This is a genomic window from Rhizobium quercicola (genome assembly GCF_021168455.1).
GTDB classification, from domain to species: Bacteria; Pseudomonadota; Alphaproteobacteria; order Rhizobiales; family Rhizobiaceae; genus Ferranicluibacter; species Ferranicluibacter quercicola.
This window is the reverse complement of sequence record NZ_JAJOZR010000001.1, coordinates 476,916-494,983: the sequence shown is the minus strand read 5'-3', so window position 1 is coordinate 494,983 and position 18,068 is coordinate 476,916. Positions and strand designations below refer to the sequence as shown.

The 18,068-nt window shown below is 66.2% G+C and carries 14 protein-coding genes; 10 read left to right on the top strand and 4 right to left on the bottom strand.

Annotated features, from left to right (window positions below; genetic code table 11):
* Positions 1-81 precede the first annotated feature (81 nt).
* Positions 82-1,512 carry an NAD-dependent succinate-semialdehyde dehydrogenase gene (locus LRX75_RS02160; protein WP_231811555.1) on the bottom strand — a complete coding sequence of 477 codons (1,431 nt, stop codon included), beginning with the start codon at positions 1,510-1,512 and terminating at the stop codon, positions 82-84.
* 92 nt (positions 1,513-1,604) lie between these two features.
* Positions 1,605-2,960 carry a hypothetical protein gene (locus tag LRX75_RS02155; RefSeq protein ID WP_231811554.1) on the bottom strand — a complete coding sequence of 452 codons (1,356 nt, stop codon included), beginning with the start codon at positions 2,958-2,960 and terminating at the stop codon, positions 1,605-1,607.
* Positions 2,961-3,285: 325 nt separating this feature from the next.
* Here LRX75_RS02155 and LRX75_RS02150 point away from each other — a divergent pair, with 325 nt between their 5' ends.
* The 10 genes from LRX75_RS02150 (at position 3,286) to LRX75_RS02105 (ending at position 15,361) form a co-directional block, all read left to right on the top strand.
* Entirely contained in the window at positions 3,286-4,839 is a 1,554-nt protein-coding gene (locus LRX75_RS02150) for an ABC transporter substrate-binding protein (RefSeq protein WP_231811553.1), read from the top strand.
* Positions 4,840-4,933: 94 nt separating this feature from the next.
* A complete protein-coding gene (locus LRX75_RS02145) occupies positions 4,934-5,905 on the top strand; it encodes an ABC transporter permease (RefSeq protein WP_231811552.1) in 972 nt (323 codons plus the stop codon).
* On the top strand, positions 5,902-6,741 hold the full coding sequence (locus tag LRX75_RS02140) for an ABC transporter permease (protein ID WP_231811551.1): 840 nt from the start codon (positions 5,902-5,904) through the stop codon (positions 6,739-6,741). The genes LRX75_RS02145 and LRX75_RS02140 overlap by 4 nt, the downstream gene beginning before the upstream one ends.
* An 11-nt stretch (positions 6,742-6,752) precedes the next feature.
* Complete coding sequence (locus tag LRX75_RS02135; RefSeq protein ID WP_231811550.1) at positions 6,753-8,372, top strand: ABC transporter ATP-binding protein; 1,620 nt, start codon at positions 6,753-6,755, stop codon at positions 8,370-8,372.
* Positions 8,373-8,403: 31 nt separating this feature from the next.
* The gene (locus LRX75_RS02130) at positions 8,404-9,741 is read left to right on the top strand and encodes an aspartate aminotransferase family protein (protein ID WP_231811549.1); all 1,338 of its coding nucleotides are present in this window, start codon (positions 8,404-8,406) and stop codon (positions 9,739-9,741) included.
* A gap of 5 nt (positions 9,742-9,746) precedes the next feature.
* A complete protein-coding gene (locus tag LRX75_RS02125; RefSeq protein ID WP_231811548.1) occupies positions 9,747-11,171 on the top strand; it encodes an amidase in 1,425 nt (474 codons plus the stop codon).
* Positions 11,172-11,227: 56 nt separating this feature from the next.
* On the top strand, positions 11,228-12,295 hold the full coding sequence (locus LRX75_RS02120) for a phosphotransferase (RefSeq protein WP_231811547.1): 1,068 nt from the start codon (positions 11,228-11,230) through the stop codon (positions 12,293-12,295).
* A 7-nt stretch (positions 12,296-12,302) separates the two neighbouring features.
* Positions 12,303-13,595: an aspartate aminotransferase family protein gene (locus LRX75_RS02115; RefSeq protein WP_231811546.1), complete on the top strand. Its 1,293-nt coding sequence runs from the start codon at positions 12,303-12,305 to the stop codon at positions 13,593-13,595.
* Positions 13,596-13,652: 57 nt separating this feature from the next.
* Positions 13,653-14,405: a GntR family transcriptional regulator gene (locus tag LRX75_RS02110; protein WP_231811545.1), complete on the top strand. Its 753-nt coding sequence runs from the start codon at positions 13,653-13,655 to the stop codon at positions 14,403-14,405.
* 17 nt (positions 14,406-14,422) lie between these two features.
* Entirely contained in the window at positions 14,423-15,361 is a 939-nt protein-coding gene (locus LRX75_RS02105; protein WP_231811544.1) for a 2-hydroxyacid dehydrogenase, read from the top strand.
* Positions 15,362-15,493: 132 nt separating this feature from the next.
* On the opposite strand, the gene LRX75_RS02100 is transcribed toward LRX75_RS02105, so the two are convergent.
* Positions 15,494-17,068: an amidohydrolase family protein gene (locus tag LRX75_RS02100; protein ID WP_231811543.1), complete on the bottom strand. Its 1,575-nt coding sequence runs from the start codon at positions 17,066-17,068 to the stop codon at positions 15,494-15,496.
* Positions 17,065-18,060 (bottom strand): questin oxidase family protein, encoded by a 996-nt coding sequence (locus LRX75_RS02095; RefSeq protein WP_420851141.1) that lies wholly within the window; start codon positions 18,058-18,060, stop codon positions 17,065-17,067. The genes LRX75_RS02100 and LRX75_RS02095 overlap by 4 nt, the downstream gene beginning before the upstream one ends.
* Positions 18,061-18,068 lie beyond the last annotated feature (8 nt).

The window sequence follows — 18,068 nt, the reverse complement described above, 5'->3', positions numbered from 1 at the left end:
CGTGCAGATCAGCGGCTGTTTCCCGGTTGCCTCGGAACCGGCAAGGACTTGCCCTCTCTGGTGGCAAGTCCTCTGAGCTCGTCAGATCGCGTATCGGCGCGTGACGAACTTGTCCTGGAGATAGGCCCGAAGGCCCTCCATGCCGCCTTCGCTGCCATGGCCGCTGTCCTTGATGCCGCCGAACGGCGTTTCGGGCAAGGCGAGGCCGGCATGGTTGATCGAGACCATTCCGGCCTCGATGCCCGACGACAGGCGCTCGGCTTCGTCCAGGCTGTTCGTCATGGCATAGGCCGCGAGACCGAAGGGCAGGCGGTTCGCCTCGGAGATGGCGTCGTCGAGGGAGCCGAACGGGTTGACCGCGGCGACCGGACCGAAGGCCTCCTCGTTCATGACGCGCGCCGCGCGGGAGACGTTCGCCAGGATCGTCGGCTCGAAGAAGAAACCCTGATTGTGGGCGCGATGGCCGCCTGTCCGGATATCGGCGCCGCGGTCCGCCGCGTCCTGAACGAGCGCTTCCACGGCATCCACGCGGCGGGCCTGTGCAAGCGGACCCATCCGGCTGGCTGCGTCCATGCCGGGCCCGAGCGTCAGCGTGGCGGCTTCGGCCGCAAAGACTTCCACGAAAGTGTCGAACACGGATTCGTGGACGATGAAGCGTGTCGGCGAGACGCAGACCTGTCCTGCATTGCGAAACTTCATCCGCACCGCCGCCTCGGCGACGCGTGCCGGATCGACACCCGCACCGACGATGAAGGGGGCATGCCCGCCAAGCTCCATCGTCACCCGCTTCAGATGCAGGCCGGCCAGCTGGCTGAGATGGCGGCCGACCGGCACCGAGCCGGTGAAGGAGACCTTGCGGATCACCGGCGAGGCGATGAGATGTTCGGAAATCTCCGCGGGTACGCCGAAGACGAGATTGAGAACGCCGGCGGGCAGCCCGGCCTCCTCGAAGCAGCGCACCGTCAGGATGGCGGATGTGGGCGTCTCCTCGGGTGCCTTGGCGATCATCGAGCACCCCGCCGCAAGGGCACCGGCGATCTTGCGCACGAGTTGGCTTACCGGGAAGTTCCAGGGACTGAAGGCCGCGACCGGACCGACCGGCTCCTGAACGACCGATTGCGTCACATCGCGGTCGCGCGCCGGGATGACCCGGCCGTAGGCCCGGCGACCTTCCTCGGCGGCCCAATCGACATGGTCGGCTGAGCCGAGCACTTCGATCTTGGCCTCGCTCAGGGGTTTGCCCTGTTCGCGTGTGATCGCCTCGGCGATGGTTGCGTGCCGCTCGCGCAGCAGCGTGGCCGCCTGCCGCAGAACGGCAGAGCGCGCGAAGGCGCTCGTCGTCCGCCAGACGGCGAAGCCGCGAGCCGCCGCGTCCAGCGCCGCATCGAGGTCGGCGGGTTCGGCGAAGGGCACGCGGCCGATCTCCTCGCCCGTCGAAGGGTCGAGAACGGGGCCGGATCGAGAGCCGGAACCGGTTGTCCAGCGACCGGCAATGAAGAGGGAAGGCGTCATGGTGCGTCCAATCATGAAGGTGGGAGGTGGAGGGAGCGTAGTGCGGATCGGCTTTCGTCCCCGCGCAGGAACAGATCGGGTTCGATCATGCGCTAGTAGCCAAGGCCGTAGAGGGTGGCGACGACCGCCATGGAGAGGATCATCAGCATCGCCGCGAAACCGAGATTCCAGCGGAGGCTGACGACGTATGGCGGGGTGCGGGTCAGTGCGCCCGTCATCAGCGACATGGCGCTGATCGGCGACAGGGCGATGGCGATCGCCCAGGCGCACATCAGGGCAAGTGCGAGGGACATCGGGTGCTGGAGGCCGAGGGCGCTCGTGCCCAGAAGCTGCGCCAGAAGGATGACCAGAACCGAATGGGGCAGGAACGCCGCGCCCGCCATCGGTATCGCAAGGAGGCAGACGAAGAGGACGGCAAGGCCGGGCGGCGCAAGCGTCTGCAGGTCCTGCCAGACGCCCTGCTCGCGGATCGCAAGCGAGATCGCGGTGCCGATGACGGCGGCCGAGAGATAGATCGCCGCTTCCGTCCGCATGTCGTTCATGCCGGCCAGCATGTCGGCGAGGTCTCGCCGCAGGGGCGCGGGCGTCGGCTCCGCCAACAGCCAGAACAGCGCGAAGACGGGGAGGACGAAGACGGTCGCCAGGATGAAGCTCAGGCCGGAGATTTCATGCAGACCGACGGCAAGCGCGAGGAGGGCGAGGGTTGCGAGGAGAACGAGCACGAGCGGCTGCGGCAGGACCGCCGCGTTCGGGGCGCGTCCCTCGTCCGATGTGCCGGGGGCCGCGGCCGTTCCCGCCATGCAGGTCGCGGCGAGAAAGACCATGGAGGTTGCAAAGGCCAGCGCCATGAAAGGGACGGGATCGAGCGTCGGGATGGATGTCGTCACGATCGCGAAGCCGACGCCCATCGGCGACCACAGGGTCATCAGCACGGTTCCGCGCATGCCCGCCAGCAGAAGATGGCGCCTCCGCACCGGGTCCGGCCGACGATCGTCCTCATGCGCGAGAAGGTCGTCGAGCAGGGGAATGATGCCGACGTTGAAGAGAAGGCTGAGGACGTGACCGCCCACATTCACGGCGGCATAGCGCCTTCGGGTGGGAACGCGCAGCAGGCAATGCGCCGCCTTCAGCATGAGGGGCGAGCGCCGGACGGGGTGGCGCAGCATCCCCAGCACCGACAGGAGCGCGGCAAACGCAACGCCCTGCCGCAGCGCGTCGCGCAGCTGGCCGACCTGGTCTGGCCGCAGGATCGCGACGCCAAGAGCGCAGGCGATGCCGATGCCGACGAAGATGCGCGGCAGAGGTCCGAGATGCCGCCACTGCAGGGCGACCGCCGCTAGGGCGAATCCCGCCGCCGCGTCGAGGAGCAGGGACTGCGACAGAAGCGTGCCGGCGAGCAGACACACCACCATAGCGGCCTGTGCGCACAGAAGCACGGTTCGCATCATCGGCTGTCCGACGAGGGTCCGATTCCGCACGGGTGCCCCGGCGCAATCCTCAATGGCGGTTTCCTGAGCGACGATATGCACGCTATTTGGGCACATGCGGATTCTGCCTGTTCATTCGACAAATTGAATTGACAAGCAAGCCGGCTTGTCTCATATACCGATATATCGCCAATATAGAGACGATATCAATAGTACATTCTACTGAAATTCGGAGACTGTATAGATTTCATCCGACGCGATGAAGCGTAACGTCTGGAATTTGAAATGATGTACGTGCGATAACGTCGTTCACATTAGATAAACTGCCGAGACTATGGAGAACTTTATGAAATCTTTTCTTCTGACCGCTCTGGCGGTTTCTCTGCTGTCCTCGACGGTCGTCGTGGCCGCGCAACCGGTGGCCGGCGGCCGGGCCGATCTGATCGTCCAGCCCGAGCCGTCCAATCTCATGCTCGGGCTCGTCACCAACGTGCCGACGCAGCTCGTTTCCGGTCAGATCTACGAGGGTCTGCTGCGCTATGACGAAAAGCTCCAGCCGATGCCATCGCTGGCCAAGGCCTGGGAGATCTCGCCGGACGGCCTGACCTATACGTTCCATCTCCATGACGGCGTGACCTGGCATGACGGCGTGCCTTTCGGCACCGCCGACGTGCTCTTCAGCGTCAACGAGTTCCTGCTGAAGACGCAGCCGCGCCACCGCAACACCATGTCGCGCGTCGCCAAGGTGGAAGCACCGAACGACACGACCGTCGTCTTCACGCTGAAGCAGCCTTTCGAGCCCTTCATCCGGTCGTTCGCCTTCTGGAGCATGCCGATGGTGCCCAAGCACCTCTATCAGGGCACCGATTATGCCACCAATCCCGCGAACGAGAAGCCGATCGGCACGGGCCCGTTCAAATTCGCCAGCTGGACCAAGGGCAGCGACATCCATCTCGTGAAGAACGCGCAATACTACCTGGCCGGAAAGCCCTATCTCGACGATGTCTACTATCATGTGGTGCCGGATGGCGCATCGCGGGCCGTCGCCTACGAGACGGGCACCGTCGGGATCCTGCCGGGCGGCGCGGTCGAGAACTTCGATACGCCGCGCCTGTCAGCGCTGGAGAATACCTGCACGACCTCGAAGGGCCGTGAGTTCGATGCACCGCTCTCCTTCATCTGGATGAACAACCGCAAGCCGCCCATGGACGACAAGCGTTTCCGGCAGGCGGTGATGTATGCCATGGACCGCGAATTTGCCCGCGAGGTGCTCTGGAACGGGCTGGGTCGCGTCGCCACCGGCCCGATCGCCGGCACCATTCCCTTCAGCTCCAAGGTCGAGCCGCAATATGCCCACGATCCGGAAAAGGCGAAGGCTCTGCTTGCGGAGATGGGCTATGACGGCAAGCCGCTCAAGCTTCTGCCTCTGCCCTATGGCGAGACCTGGCAGCGTTGGGCCGAGGCCGTGAAGCAGAATCTGGGTGAGGTCGGCATTCCGGTCGAGATCGAGGCCGTGGACGTTGCAGGCTGGAACCAGCGCCTGTCCGACTGGAACTACGATCTCGCCTTCACCTACATGTTCCAGAACGGCGATCCGGCGCTCGGCGTCGAGCGCAACTACGTGACCTCGCAGATCTCCAAGGGAAGCCCCTGGAACAACGTCGAGGGCTATTCCAACCCGAAGGCGGATGCGCTCTTCGCCGAGGCTGCGACGGCGTTCCCCGCCGAGAAACGCCAGGCGCTCTACGATCAGGTTCAGGCCGTGGTTCAGGAAGACGTGCCTGTTGCCTGGCTCCTCGATCTCGAATGGCCGACCATCTACAATTGCAAGTACCAGGATCTCGTCACCACCGCGAACGGATTGAACGACTCGCTGCGCGATACCTGGATCAAGCCCTGATCTGTTCCTGCAGGTGGCGGCCTCGCGCCGCCGCCTGCCGCCGCCGCGGCCTTCCGTCCGGAGGCCGCTCCGCGTCTCGCGCCTGGAGGGTTCCATGCTGCGCATGATCATCGAACGCCTGCTGAAAATAGCGGTCATCCTCGTCGGGATCACCATCGTCAACTTCGTGCTGATCCACGCCGCGCCCGGCGATCCGGCCGCCGTCATGGCGGGGGAGGCCGGCGAGACGGATGCGATCTTCCTGGCGCAGTTGCGCGAACGCTTCGGGCTCGACAAGCCGTTCATCGTCCAGCTCGGCATCTATGTCGCCGATATCGTGCGGTTCGATTTCGGCTATTCTTACCGTCAAGGCATGCCGGTGATCGACCTCATTCTCGACCGCCTTCCCGCGACTCTGATCTTGTCCGGCACGGCGTTCGCCATTTCGCTCGGGCTCGGCGTTCTGGCCGGCGTTCTGGCCGCGTCGCGTCAGGGTCGGTTGTCCGACAGCGTGATCTCGACGCTGGCGCTCCTCTTCTATGCGACGCCCCTCTTCTGGCTCGCCCTCATGGCGGTGCTTCTCTTCTCGGTGCAGCTCGGCTGGTTCCCCGCTTTCGGTTACCAGACGGTGGGTGCGGACCATCAGGGCCTCGCGCGCGCCTTCGACATCCTCCAGCATCTCGTCCTTCCGGCGACGACCCTCGGCCTGTTTTTCATGGCCGTCTATGTGCGGATGACGCGGGCCTCCATGCTGGAGGTCAGCCAGCTCGACTTCGTGCGCACCGCCAAGGCGAAGGGGCTGAAGCAATCCACGATCCTGCGCCGCCACGTTCTGCGCAACGCTCTCTTGCCGGTCGTCACGCTCGCCGGTCTCCAGGCGGGACAACTCGTCGGCGGCGCCATTCTCATCGAGACCGTCTTTTCCTGGCCGGGCATCGGGCGCCTGATGTTCGAGGCGCTCGGTCAGCGTGACTACAACCTCCTTCTCGGCGTCTTCGTCATCTCCGCCGCGATGGTCCTCATCTTCAACCTGATCACCGACATTCTCTATCGTCTGGTCGATCCGCGCATCCGGGTGTCGGCATGAAAGAATTCTGGAAACGTTTCGCGCGTCATCGCGGCGCCGTCGTCGGCGTCCTGGTTCTGCTTTTTGTGATTGGCCTGCTGTCGTCCGCTAGCTTTCTCTTTCCGCGCTCGCCCTGGGCGATGGTCCAGCGGCCGTTCCTGCCGCCCTTCGTCAACATGGCGTATCCTCTGGGCACCGACACGATGGGCCGCGACATCGCCTCCGCGCTGGCACACGGCGCGGGTACCTCGCTGCTGGTCGGTCTCGTCTCCACGCTGGTTTCTCTCCTGATCGGCATTCCGATCGGCGCGGCGGCGGGCTATTTCGGCGGGATCGTCGATGACCTGTTGATGCGTTTCACCGAATTCTTCCAGAGCGTGCCGAGCTTCGCCTTCGCCATCGTGCTCGTCGCGATCTTCCAGCCGAGCCTGACGTCGATCGTCGTTGCCATCGCGCTGGTGAGCTGGCCGCCGGTGGCGCGGCTTCTGCGGGGCGAGGTGATGGCGCTGCGCTCGCGCGAATATGTCGAGGCGGCGGTCCTGTCCGGTCAGCGCAGCGCGACGATCATCTGGCGGCAGATCCTGCCCAATACCCTGTCCCCGATCATCGTCCTCGCCACGATGATGGTGGCCGCGGCCATCCTGATCGAGAGCGCACTCTCCTTCATGGGCCTCGGTGACCCCAACATCATGTCCTGGGGCTACGTCATCGGCGCGGGGCGCACCGTGATCCGGCAGGCCTGGTGGGTGAGCTTCTTTCCCGGCGTCATGATCCTCCTCACCGTGCTTGCGCTGAATCTCATCGGCGAGGGACTGAATGACGCTTTGAACCCGCGGCTTGCCCGCAAGGGACGATGAGGAGACATGCCATGACCGAACATGCCCGGGCTCCCGCTCTTGTCGTTGAGCGCCTTGCCATTGCCCTGCCACAGGGCGCCGACCGCCCCTACGCCGTAGACCGCGTCAGCTTCGCGCTGATGCCGGGAGAAATCCTCTGCATCGTCGGCGAGAGCGGCTCGGGAAAATCCATGTCGGCCAATGCCGCAATGGGTCTTCTTCCGGACACCGTGCGCGCGGTCGGCGGCCGTATCCTGATGGACGGCGAGGATATCCTCACCTTCGACGAGACGCGGATGCGCGCCCTGCGCGGCCGGGGGATCGCCATGATCTTCCAAGAGCCGATGACCGCGCTCAACCCGCTCATGCGGATCGAGGACCAGATCTGCGAAATGTTCGAGGCCCATGGCCTGCTGACGCCGAAGGAGCGGCGGGCCCGCGCGCTCGATCTCCTTGTCGAAGTCGGCTTGCCCGACCCGGCGCAGGCGGCGCGCGCCTATCCGTTCCAGCTCTCCGGCGGGCAGCGCCAGCGCGTGATGATCGCGATGGCGCTCGCGCTGGAGCCGCGGGTGCTGATCGCCGACGAGCCGACCACGGCCCTCGACGTGACGACGCAGGCCCAGATCCTGCGCCTCGTGCGCGATCTCCAGGAGCGGCGGGGCATGGCCGTCATGTTCATCACGCACGACTTCGGCGTCGTCGCGGAGATCGCCGATACGGTGCTGGTCATGGAAAAAGGGCGCGTGGTCGAGGAAGGACCGACCGAGGCGGTGCTGAAGCGGCCGCAGCATCCGTATACGCGCAAGCTCATCGCCGCGATCCCCGGCATGGGCGGCGGCCGGGCGAGCGCGGCCGGGCGAGAAACCATCCTCGCCGTCGAAGGGCTGACGAAGACCTATCGATCCGGCGGCGGTCTCTTCTCGTCGCCGCGCATCGTCCACGCCGTGCGCGACGTCTCCTTCACGCTCGACCGCGGCGAGACGCTCGGCATCGTCGGCGAGAGCGGCTCGGGCAAATCCTCGGTCGGGCGTTGCCTCGTTCGGCTCCAGGATCCCGATGGCGGCCGTGTGCTGTTCAGCGGCGCCGATATGGCGCTCCTGAAGGGCGAGGCGCTTCGTCAGGTTCGCAAGCGCATCCAGATGGTGTTCCAGGATCCCTATGCCTCGCTCAATCCGCGGATCAAGGTCGGGCGTGCCATCGCGGATGGGCCGATCGCCTACGGCGCGGACGCGCGGCAGGCGTTGAAAGAGGCGCAGGCTCTGCTGGAGCGTGTCGGTCTCGATGCCTCCGCCGCCAGCCGCTTTCCGCACGAATTTTCCGGCGGCCAGCGCCAGCGCATCGGCATCGCCCGCGCGCTCGCCCTCAAGCCGGAGATCATCGTCGCCGACGAGGCCGTTTCCGCCCTCGACGTGTCCATCCAGGCGCAGGTGCTCGAACTTCTGTCCGAGCTCAAGCGCGAACTGGACCTCTCCCTTGTCTTCATCACACATGATCTGCGTGTCGCGGCCGAGATCTGCGACCGGGTTATGGTGATGCAGAAAGGTGCGGTGGTGGAGCTGGGCTCCGGCGCCGACATCTTCACCCGGCCGCGCGAAGCCTACACGCAAAGTCTGATCGCGGCCATTCCCGGCCGAACGACCATCGCCGCCTGATCCCGTTCCCTCTTATTGCGGACTGACCATCATGACCTTCCTGCCCAATTCCATCGAGGCACGCGACATCGCCTACCAGATGCATCCGTTGGTCGACCTCAAGAACTATGAGAAGACCGGCGCGCTCGTCATCGAGCGCGGCGAAGGCATCTATGTCTTCGACAATAACGGCAAGCGCTACATCGAAGGGCTGGCCGGCCTCTGGTCCGTGGCGGTCGGCTTCGGCGAAAAGCGGTTGTCGGACGTGGCCAAGGCGCAGATGGACAAGCTGCCCTACTACCACATCTTCTCCCACAAGACCCACGGCCCCTCGGTGGACCTTGCCGAGAAGCTGATCCAGATGGCGCCGGTGCCGATGTCGAAGGTGCATTTCACCTCGTCCGGCTCGGAGGCGAACGACCTCGTCGTCAAGATGATGTGGTATCGGTCCAACGCCCTGGGAAAGCCGGAGAAGAAGAAGATCATCGGCCGGGTGAAGGGCTATCACGGCGTGACCATCGCCGCGGGCTCGATCACCGGCCTGCCGCGTAACCATGCGAGCTTCGACCTGCCGCTCGACCGGATGCGTCATGTCTCGTGCCCGGATTATGCCGGCACCGCTCTGCCCGGCGAAAGCGAGATCGCCTTCTCGCGCCGCATGGCCGGCGAACTGGAGGACCTCATTCTTGCGGAAGGGCCGGACACGGTCGCCGCCTTCTTCGGCGAGCCCGTCATGGCGTCGGGTGGTGTCTACGTGCCGCCCGAGGGCTACTGGCAGGAGATCCAGGCGGTGTTGCGAAAATACGAGGTGATGCTCGTCGTCGACGAGGTCATCTGCGGTTTCGGCCGCACCGGCGAGATGTTCGGCTGCCAGACCTTCGGCATCGAGCCGGATGTCATGGTGCTGTCCAAGCAGATTTCCTCGTCCTACCTGCCGCTCTCGGCCATCCTGATGACGGAAGACTTCTACGGGCCGATCGCCGAGGAATCCGCGCGGGTCGGCACGTTCGGTCATGGCTACACGGCTTCCGGCCATCCGGTCGCGACGGCCGTCGGGCTCGAGAACATCCGCATCATCGAAGAACGCGACCTCGTCGGCAATTGCCGGCGGTTGAGCCCGCTGTTCCTCGCCCGGCTCGCGGACCTTGCCCGCCATCCCAGGGCGAAGTCCTCGCGAGGCGTCGGCCTTATCGGCGCCCTCGAATTGAAGCCTTTTGCCGAAGGCGGCAAGGCCGGCGCCGCCCTGCAGGCCCGCGCGATGGAAGAGGGCGTCATCGCCCGCGCCATCGGCGACACGTTGTGCTTCTGCCCACCTCTCATCATCACGGCCGAACAGATCGAGACGATGTTCGACGCCATCGCCCGTGCGCTCGATACGATTTCAGAGTAAGATTCATGACCATACCCACCAAGACCGATCTCGGCGAAATGACCGCCGCCGAACTTTCCGCGCTCTTTTCGACCGGCAAGGCTTCGCCCGTCGAGGCGGCGCGGGCCGCGCTCGATCGCATCGAACGCTTCAACCCGGCGGTCAACGCATTCGCTCATGTCGTGCCGGAGAGCGCCATGGCGGAGGCCCGCGCCTCGGAGACCCGCTGGGCCAAAGGCGAGGCACTCGGGCCGCTCGACGGTGCGCCGACGACGATCAAGGAACTGACCGCGGTCGTCGGTATTCCCTGGCGGCGCGGCTCGAACCTGACGGACACCGCACCCGCGCAGCACGAAATTCTCGTCGTCAAGCGGCTGCGCGCTGCCGGCGCGGTGCTTCTCGGCACCACGACCTCGCCGGAATTCGGCTGGAAGGGCGTGACGCACGGGCCGGCTTTCGGAAACACGCTCAATCCGTGGCGCACCGATCGTGCCTCGGGCGGCTCGTCGGGCGGCGCGGCCGTGGCGGCCGCGCTGAATATGGGTGTCCTGCACGAGGGATCGGACGGGGCGGGTTCCATCCGCATTCCCGGCTCCTGGAGCGGCGTCTTCGGCATCAAGCCGACCTTCGGCTGGTTGCCGGCCGATGCGGCGAGCCCCTTGATGCAACTTGCACATCGCGGACCACTGACGCGCACGGTCGAGGACTCCGCTCTGTTCCTCAATGCCGTGACCGGCCCCTCGCCGGATGCGCTGTATGGAGACTGCCCGGCGCCCGTGCCGGATTGGCTGGAAGCGACGAAGGGCGGCGTGAAGGGGCTTCGCATCGGTTACAGCCGTACCTTCGGCTATGCCAGCGTCGCGCCCGACGTGGCGGCGGCGGTCGAGCGCGCAGCGGACCGCCTCGCCGGAATGGGCGCAATCGTCGAGGAGGTCCATCCCGGCTTCGCCTCGCCGCTGGAGGCGCTGCGCGTCCTCTGGTTTGCGGCCGAATCCGTCATCGTCGATCGCTTCGCCCGGGATGATGCGCACCGCGCCCGGATGGACCCGGGCCTCGTCGCGATTGCCGAGATCGGCCGGCGCTTCTCCGCGCAGGAATTTCTTGCCGCCGAGCATGTCCGGGCCGAGCTGAAGGTGACGATGGCGCGCTTCCACGAGCGTTATGACGCGCTCCTGTCCCCGACCATGCCGATCACGGCGCTTGAAGCCGGCATCGACTTTCCCGAGGGCGAGGGCATGACCGACTGGACCGACTGGAGTCCTTTCACCTACCCGTTCAACATGACGGGTCAGCCTGCGGTCTCCGTTCCCTGCGGCTTCGATGGCGGTGGTCTGCCGATCGGCGTCCAGTTCGTCGCAGCGCGTTTTCGCGACGACATCGTCCTGCGTCTCTCGTCCGCCTACCAGGCGGCCTATCCCGAAGCTTTCCCGGCCGCGCCCGTGATCGTTTGACGTTCGTGCGGCGGCCTTGGGGCCGCCGATCCTGCCTTTCTTTCCACGGAGCGATCATGTTCCCCGCATCCATTCGAGACGAGACCACCGGCATCGGCGCCGGACTTTCCGTCGTCGCCCCGCAGATCGACCAGAGGACGGCCGAGCGGATCGCGCGCGAACACTACGGCATCGAGGCCCGCGCGACCCCGCTGCTCGGGGAGAAGGATTCCAACTTTCGTCTCGATACGGAAGGCGGCCCGTCTTCTTTCCTGAAGGTGCTCAGCCCCGGCGAGAATGCCGCGGTCTCCAGCATGCACACGCAGGCCCTTCTCCATACGGAAAGACGAGCGCCGTCCCTGCCGCTGCCGCGCATCCTGCCCACGCTGGACGGTCTGGCGGACTTTCGCCTCGGCGTCGGCGCGGGCGACGAGCGGACGGTGCGTCTGACCAGTTTCTCCTATGGCCGGGCGCAGTCGGGCGGCGAGCGCACGGTGGCACAGCGCCGGGGCACGGGTGTTCTGATGGCGCACCTCCAGGACGCCCTTGCCGATTTCGAACATCCGGCCGCCGACCACGAGACCTCCTGGGACCTTCGCGGTGTCGCCGGCCTGCGCCCGGCACTCGCGGCCCTCCGCGATGCGGCGCAGCGGCGGCGGGTCGAGCAGAGTCTCGACCGTTTCGAGACCTGGCTTGCGCCGCGCCTGACCACCTTGCCGTTCCAGGTCGTGCACAACGATTTCGGCGGCGACAATATTCTCGTCGATCCCGACGAGCCGGATCGCATCACCGCCCTCATCGACTTCGGTGACATGGTCCGCACGGCCCGCCTCTTCGACGTTGCGATCGGTGCGGCCTACCAACTCGGTGCCGACGAGGACCCGCTGGCCGGCGGCCTCGATGTCCTCGCCGGCTATGCGAGCGTCAAGCGCCTGTCGGAGGCGGAGGTCGCGCTCCTGCCGATTGCGATCGAGACGCGCATGGCCATGCGCGTCCTCATCCCCGAATGGCGTGCCGAGCGCTTTCCCGAGCGCCGCGCCTACATCACCCGCAACAGCGCCACGGTCTGGCATCAGTTCGACCGGCTGGATCGCGGCAGCCGGGACGAGATCGCCACCCGCATCGCCAACGCCTGCAACGCTTGAGGTCACCATGTCCGCTGGTCTGTCTCCGTCTGCTCCCCTCTCGCCCGACGAGGGCACTGCCGGCATGATCGCGCGCCGCCAAGCCCTGCTCGGCGCCTCCTATCGCCTGTTCTACGACCGGCCCGTGCATCTCGTCCGGGGCGAGAATGTCTGGCTGTTCGATGCCGACGGCCGACGCTATCTCGACGCCTACAACAACGTGCCCTGCGTCGGGCATGCCCATCCGCGCGTGGTCGAGGCCGTGGCGCGCCAGATGGCGACGCTGAATACCCATACGCGTTACCTGCACGGGACGATCCTCGACTATACCGAGCGGCTGCTGGCGACCTATCCGTCCGAATTCGGCCATGTCATGTACACCTGCACGGGCTCGGAAGCGGTGGACCTCGCCCTTCGCATCGCCCGGCACGAAACCGGCGGCACGGGGGTGGTCATCACCCGAAACGCCTATCACGGCACCACGGCGGTGACGGCGGGACTTTCACCGTTGCTCGGCCCCGCCGTGCCACTCGGACGGGACGTCTGGACCGTTCCGGCACCCGATGGGCGCCCGGATGCCGGTGAGACCTTCGCATCCGATATCCGCGCCGCCTTCGCCGACATGCGCCGGCACGGCGTGCGGCCCGCGGCCTTCCTTGCGGACAGCATCTTTTCGACGGACGGAACGCGTCCCGGTCCGGTGGGCTTCCTCAAAGCCGCGATCGACGCCGTTCACGCGGAAAACGCACTCTACATCGCCGACGAGGTCCAGCCCGGCTTCGGCCGTACGGGAACGCATATGTGGGGTTTCGCCCGCCACGGCATCGTTCCCGACATGGCCGTGATGGGCAAGCCGATGGGCAACGGGCTTCCGATTGCCGGTGTCGCGCTGCGGCCGGAGGTTGCGGAACGATTCGGCCGCGAGGTCCGTTATTTCAATACGTTCGGGGCCAACACCGTGTCGATCGCCGCCGCCACGGCCGTTCTCGACGTGATCGAGGAAGAGGGTATTCTCGGGCGCGCGACGGCGAGCGGAGAGCATCTCCTGCAGGGACTGCACCTTCTGTCGCAGCGCTTCGCGGAGATCGGTGACATCCGTGGCGCCGGGCTCTATATCGGCGTCGAGCTGGTTCGCGACGGCGAGCCGGATGCGGCCCGCGCCAAGCAGATCGTCAACCGCATGCGGGAGGACGGTGTTCTGATCGGGGCCTCGGGGCCGGCGGACAATGTGCTGAAGATCCGTCCGCCCCTGACCTTTTCACAGGGGCACGCCGATCTGCTTCTGGATACGCTGGCATCCGCATTGCAGGCCGGTTCCTGACGCGTCCTTCGTCCAAAGGGGCTCGCGGAACGAAGTGAGGGAAGAGATGGGGGAACGATGCGGCAGGATGTGATTTCAGGCAGGAAGACGGCGGCTCCCGAACTGGCCCGTGTCGAAGGCTCCAAAGCGGCGCGCGTCTATGCGGAGCTGCGCGATGCGATCATCTCGATGCGCCTGCGTCCCGGGGAACGCCTTCTGGAGAAAGAGCTGTGCGAGACGCTCGGCGTGTCGCGCACCCCGCTTCGCGATGCGATCCTGCGCCTTGCGCAGGAACGGCTCGTAACGGTGGTGCCGAGCGACGCCACCTTCGTCAACAAGATCGTGGTCGATACCGTCGTCGAGGGGCAGATCGTGCGCGAAAGCCTCGAACTGCGCATGGTGGCACTGGCGGCCGAATTCTTCGATCCCGCCCTCGCTGCCGATTTCGAGCTCGTCCTCTTTCGCGAACGCAAGGCAGCGGAACGGCACGACAATGAAGAGTCCTTCATGCTCGACAACAGCTTCCACCGCCTTCTCTGCGAATGCGCCGGCTTCCCGCATGTCTGGGAAACGATCCGCAACGCCACGGGTCAGCTCGACCGGGTTCGCCGGCAATCCTTTCCACTGCAGGATTTCCATATGCAGGTTCTGGAAGAGCACCAGGCGATCTTCGAAGCGATCGCCGGCCGCGATCCCGATGCCGCGGTCCGGATCCTGAAGACGCATCTCAACGGCAATCTTCGCTCGCTTCGCGTGCTTCTGGATCGCCAGCCCGATCTCGTGGAACTCGATCCGCGCTCGGCGGCAGCGACGTTGATCCCGGCAACCTGAACCGATCCGGAGCATTCATGCCCAAACCCATTCCGGTCGTTCTGAAATCGATCCCCGCCCATGCCGCCGTCTGGCACGAGGTGTTTCTGCGCGAAGCGCCCGACATGGTGCTGCGCGACTGGGACGCGGAGACCGGGTTCAGCGGTATCACGTATTTCGCGGGCTGGATGCCGCCGGCGGATCTGGCGGTCCGCATGCCGGATCTGGCTCTGGTGTTTTCCGTCGGAGCCGGCATCGATCACCTGCCGCTTGCCGACATTCCGGCGCATGTCGCGATCGTTCGCATGATCGCCCCCGACGTCACGCGCTCCATGACGGAATATGTTCTCTTCGGGGTGCTCGCGTTGCATCGGGATATCGTGCCTTATGTCCTGGAGACGCGGGAAGGGGTCTGGAATCCCCGGCCCATCCGCCCGGCCCGGTCGCGCACGATCGGCATCATGGGCCTCGGCGTTCTCGGGCGTGCAGCGGCCAAGGCGTTGGTGGCGCTCGGCTTTCGCGTGAGAGGCTGGTCGCAGTCCGCTAAAGACATGCCCGGAGTCGAAACTTTCGCAGGGCGGGCGACGCTCGACACGTTCCTCGCCGAAACCGACATACTCGTCTGTCTCCTGCCGCTCACCGGGGAGACGCGGCACATCCTCGACGACCGTCTGTTCCGCACGCTGCCCCGCGGCGCGGCGGTCCTGAACGTCGGGCGCGGCGGCCATCTCGTGGAGCCGGATCTTCTGCGCGCGCTGGACGACGGTCACATTTCGGCGGCCATCCTCGATGTCCTCTCCGAGGAGCCGCCCCCGGCCGATTGCCCTTTGCTGGGCCACCCCCGCGTGCTGATCACGCCCCACAGCGCGAGTGCCAGCCAGCCGGAAGAGGCCGCGCGGCAGATGATCACGATCGTCCGCCAGCATGGATCAGGCGCACCGATCGACCATCTGGTGGACCGCGGGAAAGGGTTCTGAGCGCTCTCCGATCTCAAGACATCCGGCGGTCAAACTGCATGCCGTTTTCGGGTGTCTTGCTCGTCTTTTCAGCAGCGGAATCCTGATGTCACCACGGGTCGTGCGATAGGGAAACTGGCTCGGTACGGTGCCTCATGCGTCGTCGGCCATGGCATTGTAGCGATAGGATCTGTGGCTCTCGCCGAGGCCGGATGCCCGCAATCGCGCTTCGAGATGCGGCATCATCGCTTCCACGGCGGCGCGGGCGGCGGCTTCCGCCGGTGTATCCGCGCGCTCGAGGATGGCGGCGATCTCCGAGAGGACGGCGTCGCGATCGATCGTGACGACCTTGCCGCCGTCGACGACGAGGCGTCCGCCGACGAAGACCTGGTCAATGGCATGGCGGCCGCCGCGGTGGAGGAGCGCCTCGGCGACCGGGGTGCGGGGATGGAGTGCCGGCCGGGCGATCTTTCGGCGGTCCATCAGCACGATATCGGCCTGCTGGCCGGGGACGAGCCGGCCGGTAAAGCCGCCGAAGCCGACAGACCGGGTGCCGTGCTCGGTCGCCATCTGCAGCACGGCGGCCGCATCCGGCCGCGCGTTGAAGAGACCGGTCTCGCGGTGCAGCGCCCAGACCAGCTTCATTTCCAGCGTCATGTCGCGATCATCCGCAATGTTTGACTGGTCGATGCCAAGCGAGACGGGAATGCCGCGGCGGCGCATCTCGTTGACAGGCGCGATGCCGCTGCCGAGCCGCAAGCCCGAGGAGGCGTTATGGCACATCGTGCAGCCGCAGCCTGCGATCAGGTCGAGATCGCTGTGGCTCATCCAGTTGCCATGGCCGAGCGAGAGTTCCGGCCCGAGGCATTCGATGGCCTGGAGGTGCTCGACCGCGCTGTGGCCGTAGCGCCGATGCGCGAAATTCCGTTGCCGCTCGGTCTCCAGCAGGTGCATGTGGACGCTGCCGCCGGTTGCGCGTGCCGTCTCCACGATCGTTTGCAGGCATGCGTCGCTGCACCAGTGGAGGTTGGCGGGTGCGAGATTGATGCGGACGTGATCGCCATTGGCGGGGAGCCAGCGGTCGCGCAGCGCCGTGTAGAACGCCATCAGGTCGGGAACGGGAACGGCGGCGGCAGCGAGCTTCGGGGCGATCCAGTCGCGAACATCCGCGGGAAGTCCGGCCAGCACCTCGGCATCGTCGTCATAGCCGAGAATGTTGCGATCGCGGATCATGAAGCAGAAACCGGCCCGCATGCCGATCTCGCCATAGGCCGACAGCGTGGCGTCGGCCGTCGCCATCCAGCCGTCCGGCGCGCCGGAAAGGCCGCTGTTGATGTGCTGCACGGTCGTCGTGCCGCTTTCCAGCATTTCGATGGCCGAATAGAGCGTGTCGAGCCGCGTCTCCACCGGCCGCATGGCACGGAACTGCGGCAGCCACAGTTCGAGCGGCGCGAAGGGAATGCCCTGCATCAGCGGCGTCACGCCGAAATGGTGGTGGGCGTTGACGAGGCCCGGCATGGCGATCATATCGCGCGAGCCGAAACGCGGCAGGTGGTCCTGCCCGTAGCCCACGGCCTCCAGCGGCCCGATCTGGGCGATGACGCCGCGATCGACGCGAATGCCGACATCGTGGCGCAACCCCATGTCACCATGGGCGTCGAGCCCGGTCAGGACCGTGCCCGCTTCGATGATGCAATCGGAAACGGGCGATCTCGCGGGCATGGTCATCGATAGTCTCCGATCATCCCGAGACGCCGGGCGGCGGCCACCCTGTAGAGCGGGTCGCCATAGGCATTCATTTCCGCAAACGCGGAAAAGGCAAGGCTGATATCGTGTTCGTCGAAGCTTTCGGCGGCGGCGGCGTGGATGTCGGCCCAGCCGGGGGCGGGCAGGTGGCGCCAGCGGTCGAGGGCGGATGCCTCCGGCAGGGCGGGAAAGCCGAGTTCGCCCATCAGCGCGGCGATGCCCTGCCAGAAGACGCGCAGCATGGTCGCCGTCGTCGTGGCATCGCAATGCGCGGAGACGAGACGGATCCAGTGCAGCCCGGTGAGGGCGTGCAGCGCTGCGAAATGCTGGGTTCCGGCAAAGAGCGCGAGCGCCGTGGCGGCCATGCGCCGCATCGTGTCCGGCCCGATCTCCAGCCAGTCGACCACTGGGCGGAAGCCGGGGATGGCGGCGGCGTCGCGCATGTTCTGCCAGAGGAGATCGTGGAGCGGCAGCCCGTGCAGCGCGGGGATTGTCGCCGTCAGCGCCAGCACCTCCGCCGGGTCGTCGGTGCGCGGTTCCGCTCCGGTCGCCGCGGGAAGCGCCAGATAAGTCGCGGCCCAGTAGCCGAGCGCGATGGCGACGGCATCGGGATCCTGCTCGAGGACGCCATAGGCCATGCGCATCAGCGCGTGGAACGCGCTCGCCGCGATGCCGGGGGCAAGGACGGGGAGATAGTGCCGCACCGCGCCGTCGAGCCCCAGGCGCGAGACTTCGCCCGCAAAGAACAGGCGCAGCTCCGGCTCGCTCTGCCGATGCCCGATCGATGCTCTCCAGGTCTCGGCCGAGAGCGGCGATCGCGCCTGCGCAAAGGGCAGGAGCCTCTTCGTATCGCGATAATAGGCGAAGAACCGGCGCAGCTGATGCGGTTTTCCGCCGATGCGGGCGAGCGCCACCAGCACCATCGGCGCGTGGTTGGCGAAGGTGCGTTCAAACTCAGAGCCCCAATGCGGCATCTCCGCCA

What these genes read in the sequence shown, in the direction of transcription:
- LRX75_RS02120 (WP_231811547.1), top strand. Translation starts at nt 11,228, where the DNA reads ATGTTCCCCGCATCCATTCGAGACGAGACCACCGGCATCGGCGCCGGA.
- LRX75_RS02135 (WP_231811550.1), top strand. Translation starts at nt 6,753, where the DNA reads ATGACCGAACATGCCCGGGCTCCCGCTCTTGTCGTTGAGCGCCTTGCC.
- LRX75_RS02105 (WP_231811544.1), top strand. Translation starts at nt 14,423, where the DNA reads ATGCCCAAACCCATTCCGGTCGTTCTGAAATCGATCCCCGCCCATGCC.
- LRX75_RS02130 (WP_231811549.1), top strand. Translation starts at nt 8,404, where the DNA reads ATGACCTTCCTGCCCAATTCCATCGAGGCACGCGACATCGCCTACCAG.
- LRX75_RS02095 (WP_420851141.1), bottom strand. Translation starts at nt 18,060, where the DNA reads ATGCCGCATTGGGGCTCTGAGTTTGAACGCACCTTCGCCAACCACGCG.
- LRX75_RS02125 (WP_231811548.1), top strand. Translation starts at nt 9,747, where the DNA reads ATGACCATACCCACCAAGACCGATCTCGGCGAAATGACCGCCGCCGAA.
- LRX75_RS02115 (WP_231811546.1), top strand. Translation starts at nt 12,303, where the DNA reads ATGTCCGCTGGTCTGTCTCCGTCTGCTCCCCTCTCGCCCGACGAGGGC.
- LRX75_RS02110 (WP_231811545.1), top strand. Translation starts at nt 13,653, where the DNA reads ATGCGGCAGGATGTGATTTCAGGCAGGAAGACGGCGGCTCCCGAACTG.
- LRX75_RS02100 (WP_231811543.1), bottom strand. Translation starts at nt 17,068, where the DNA reads ATGACCATGCCCGCGAGATCGCCCGTTTCCGATTGCATCATCGAAGCG.
- LRX75_RS02155 (WP_231811554.1), bottom strand. Translation starts at nt 2,960, where the DNA reads ATGATGCGAACCGTGCTTCTGTGCGCACAGGCCGCTATGGTGGTGTGT.
- LRX75_RS02150 (WP_231811553.1), top strand. Translation starts at nt 3,286, where the DNA reads ATGAAATCTTTTCTTCTGACCGCTCTGGCGGTTTCTCTGCTGTCCTCG.
- LRX75_RS02140 (WP_231811551.1), top strand. Translation starts at nt 5,902, where the DNA reads ATGAAAGAATTCTGGAAACGTTTCGCGCGTCATCGCGGCGCCGTCGTC.
- LRX75_RS02145 (WP_231811552.1), top strand. Translation starts at nt 4,934, where the DNA reads ATGCTGCGCATGATCATCGAACGCCTGCTGAAAATAGCGGTCATCCTC.
- LRX75_RS02160 (WP_231811555.1), bottom strand. Translation starts at nt 1,512, where the DNA reads ATGACGCCTTCCCTCTTCATTGCCGGTCGCTGGACAACCGGTTCCGGC.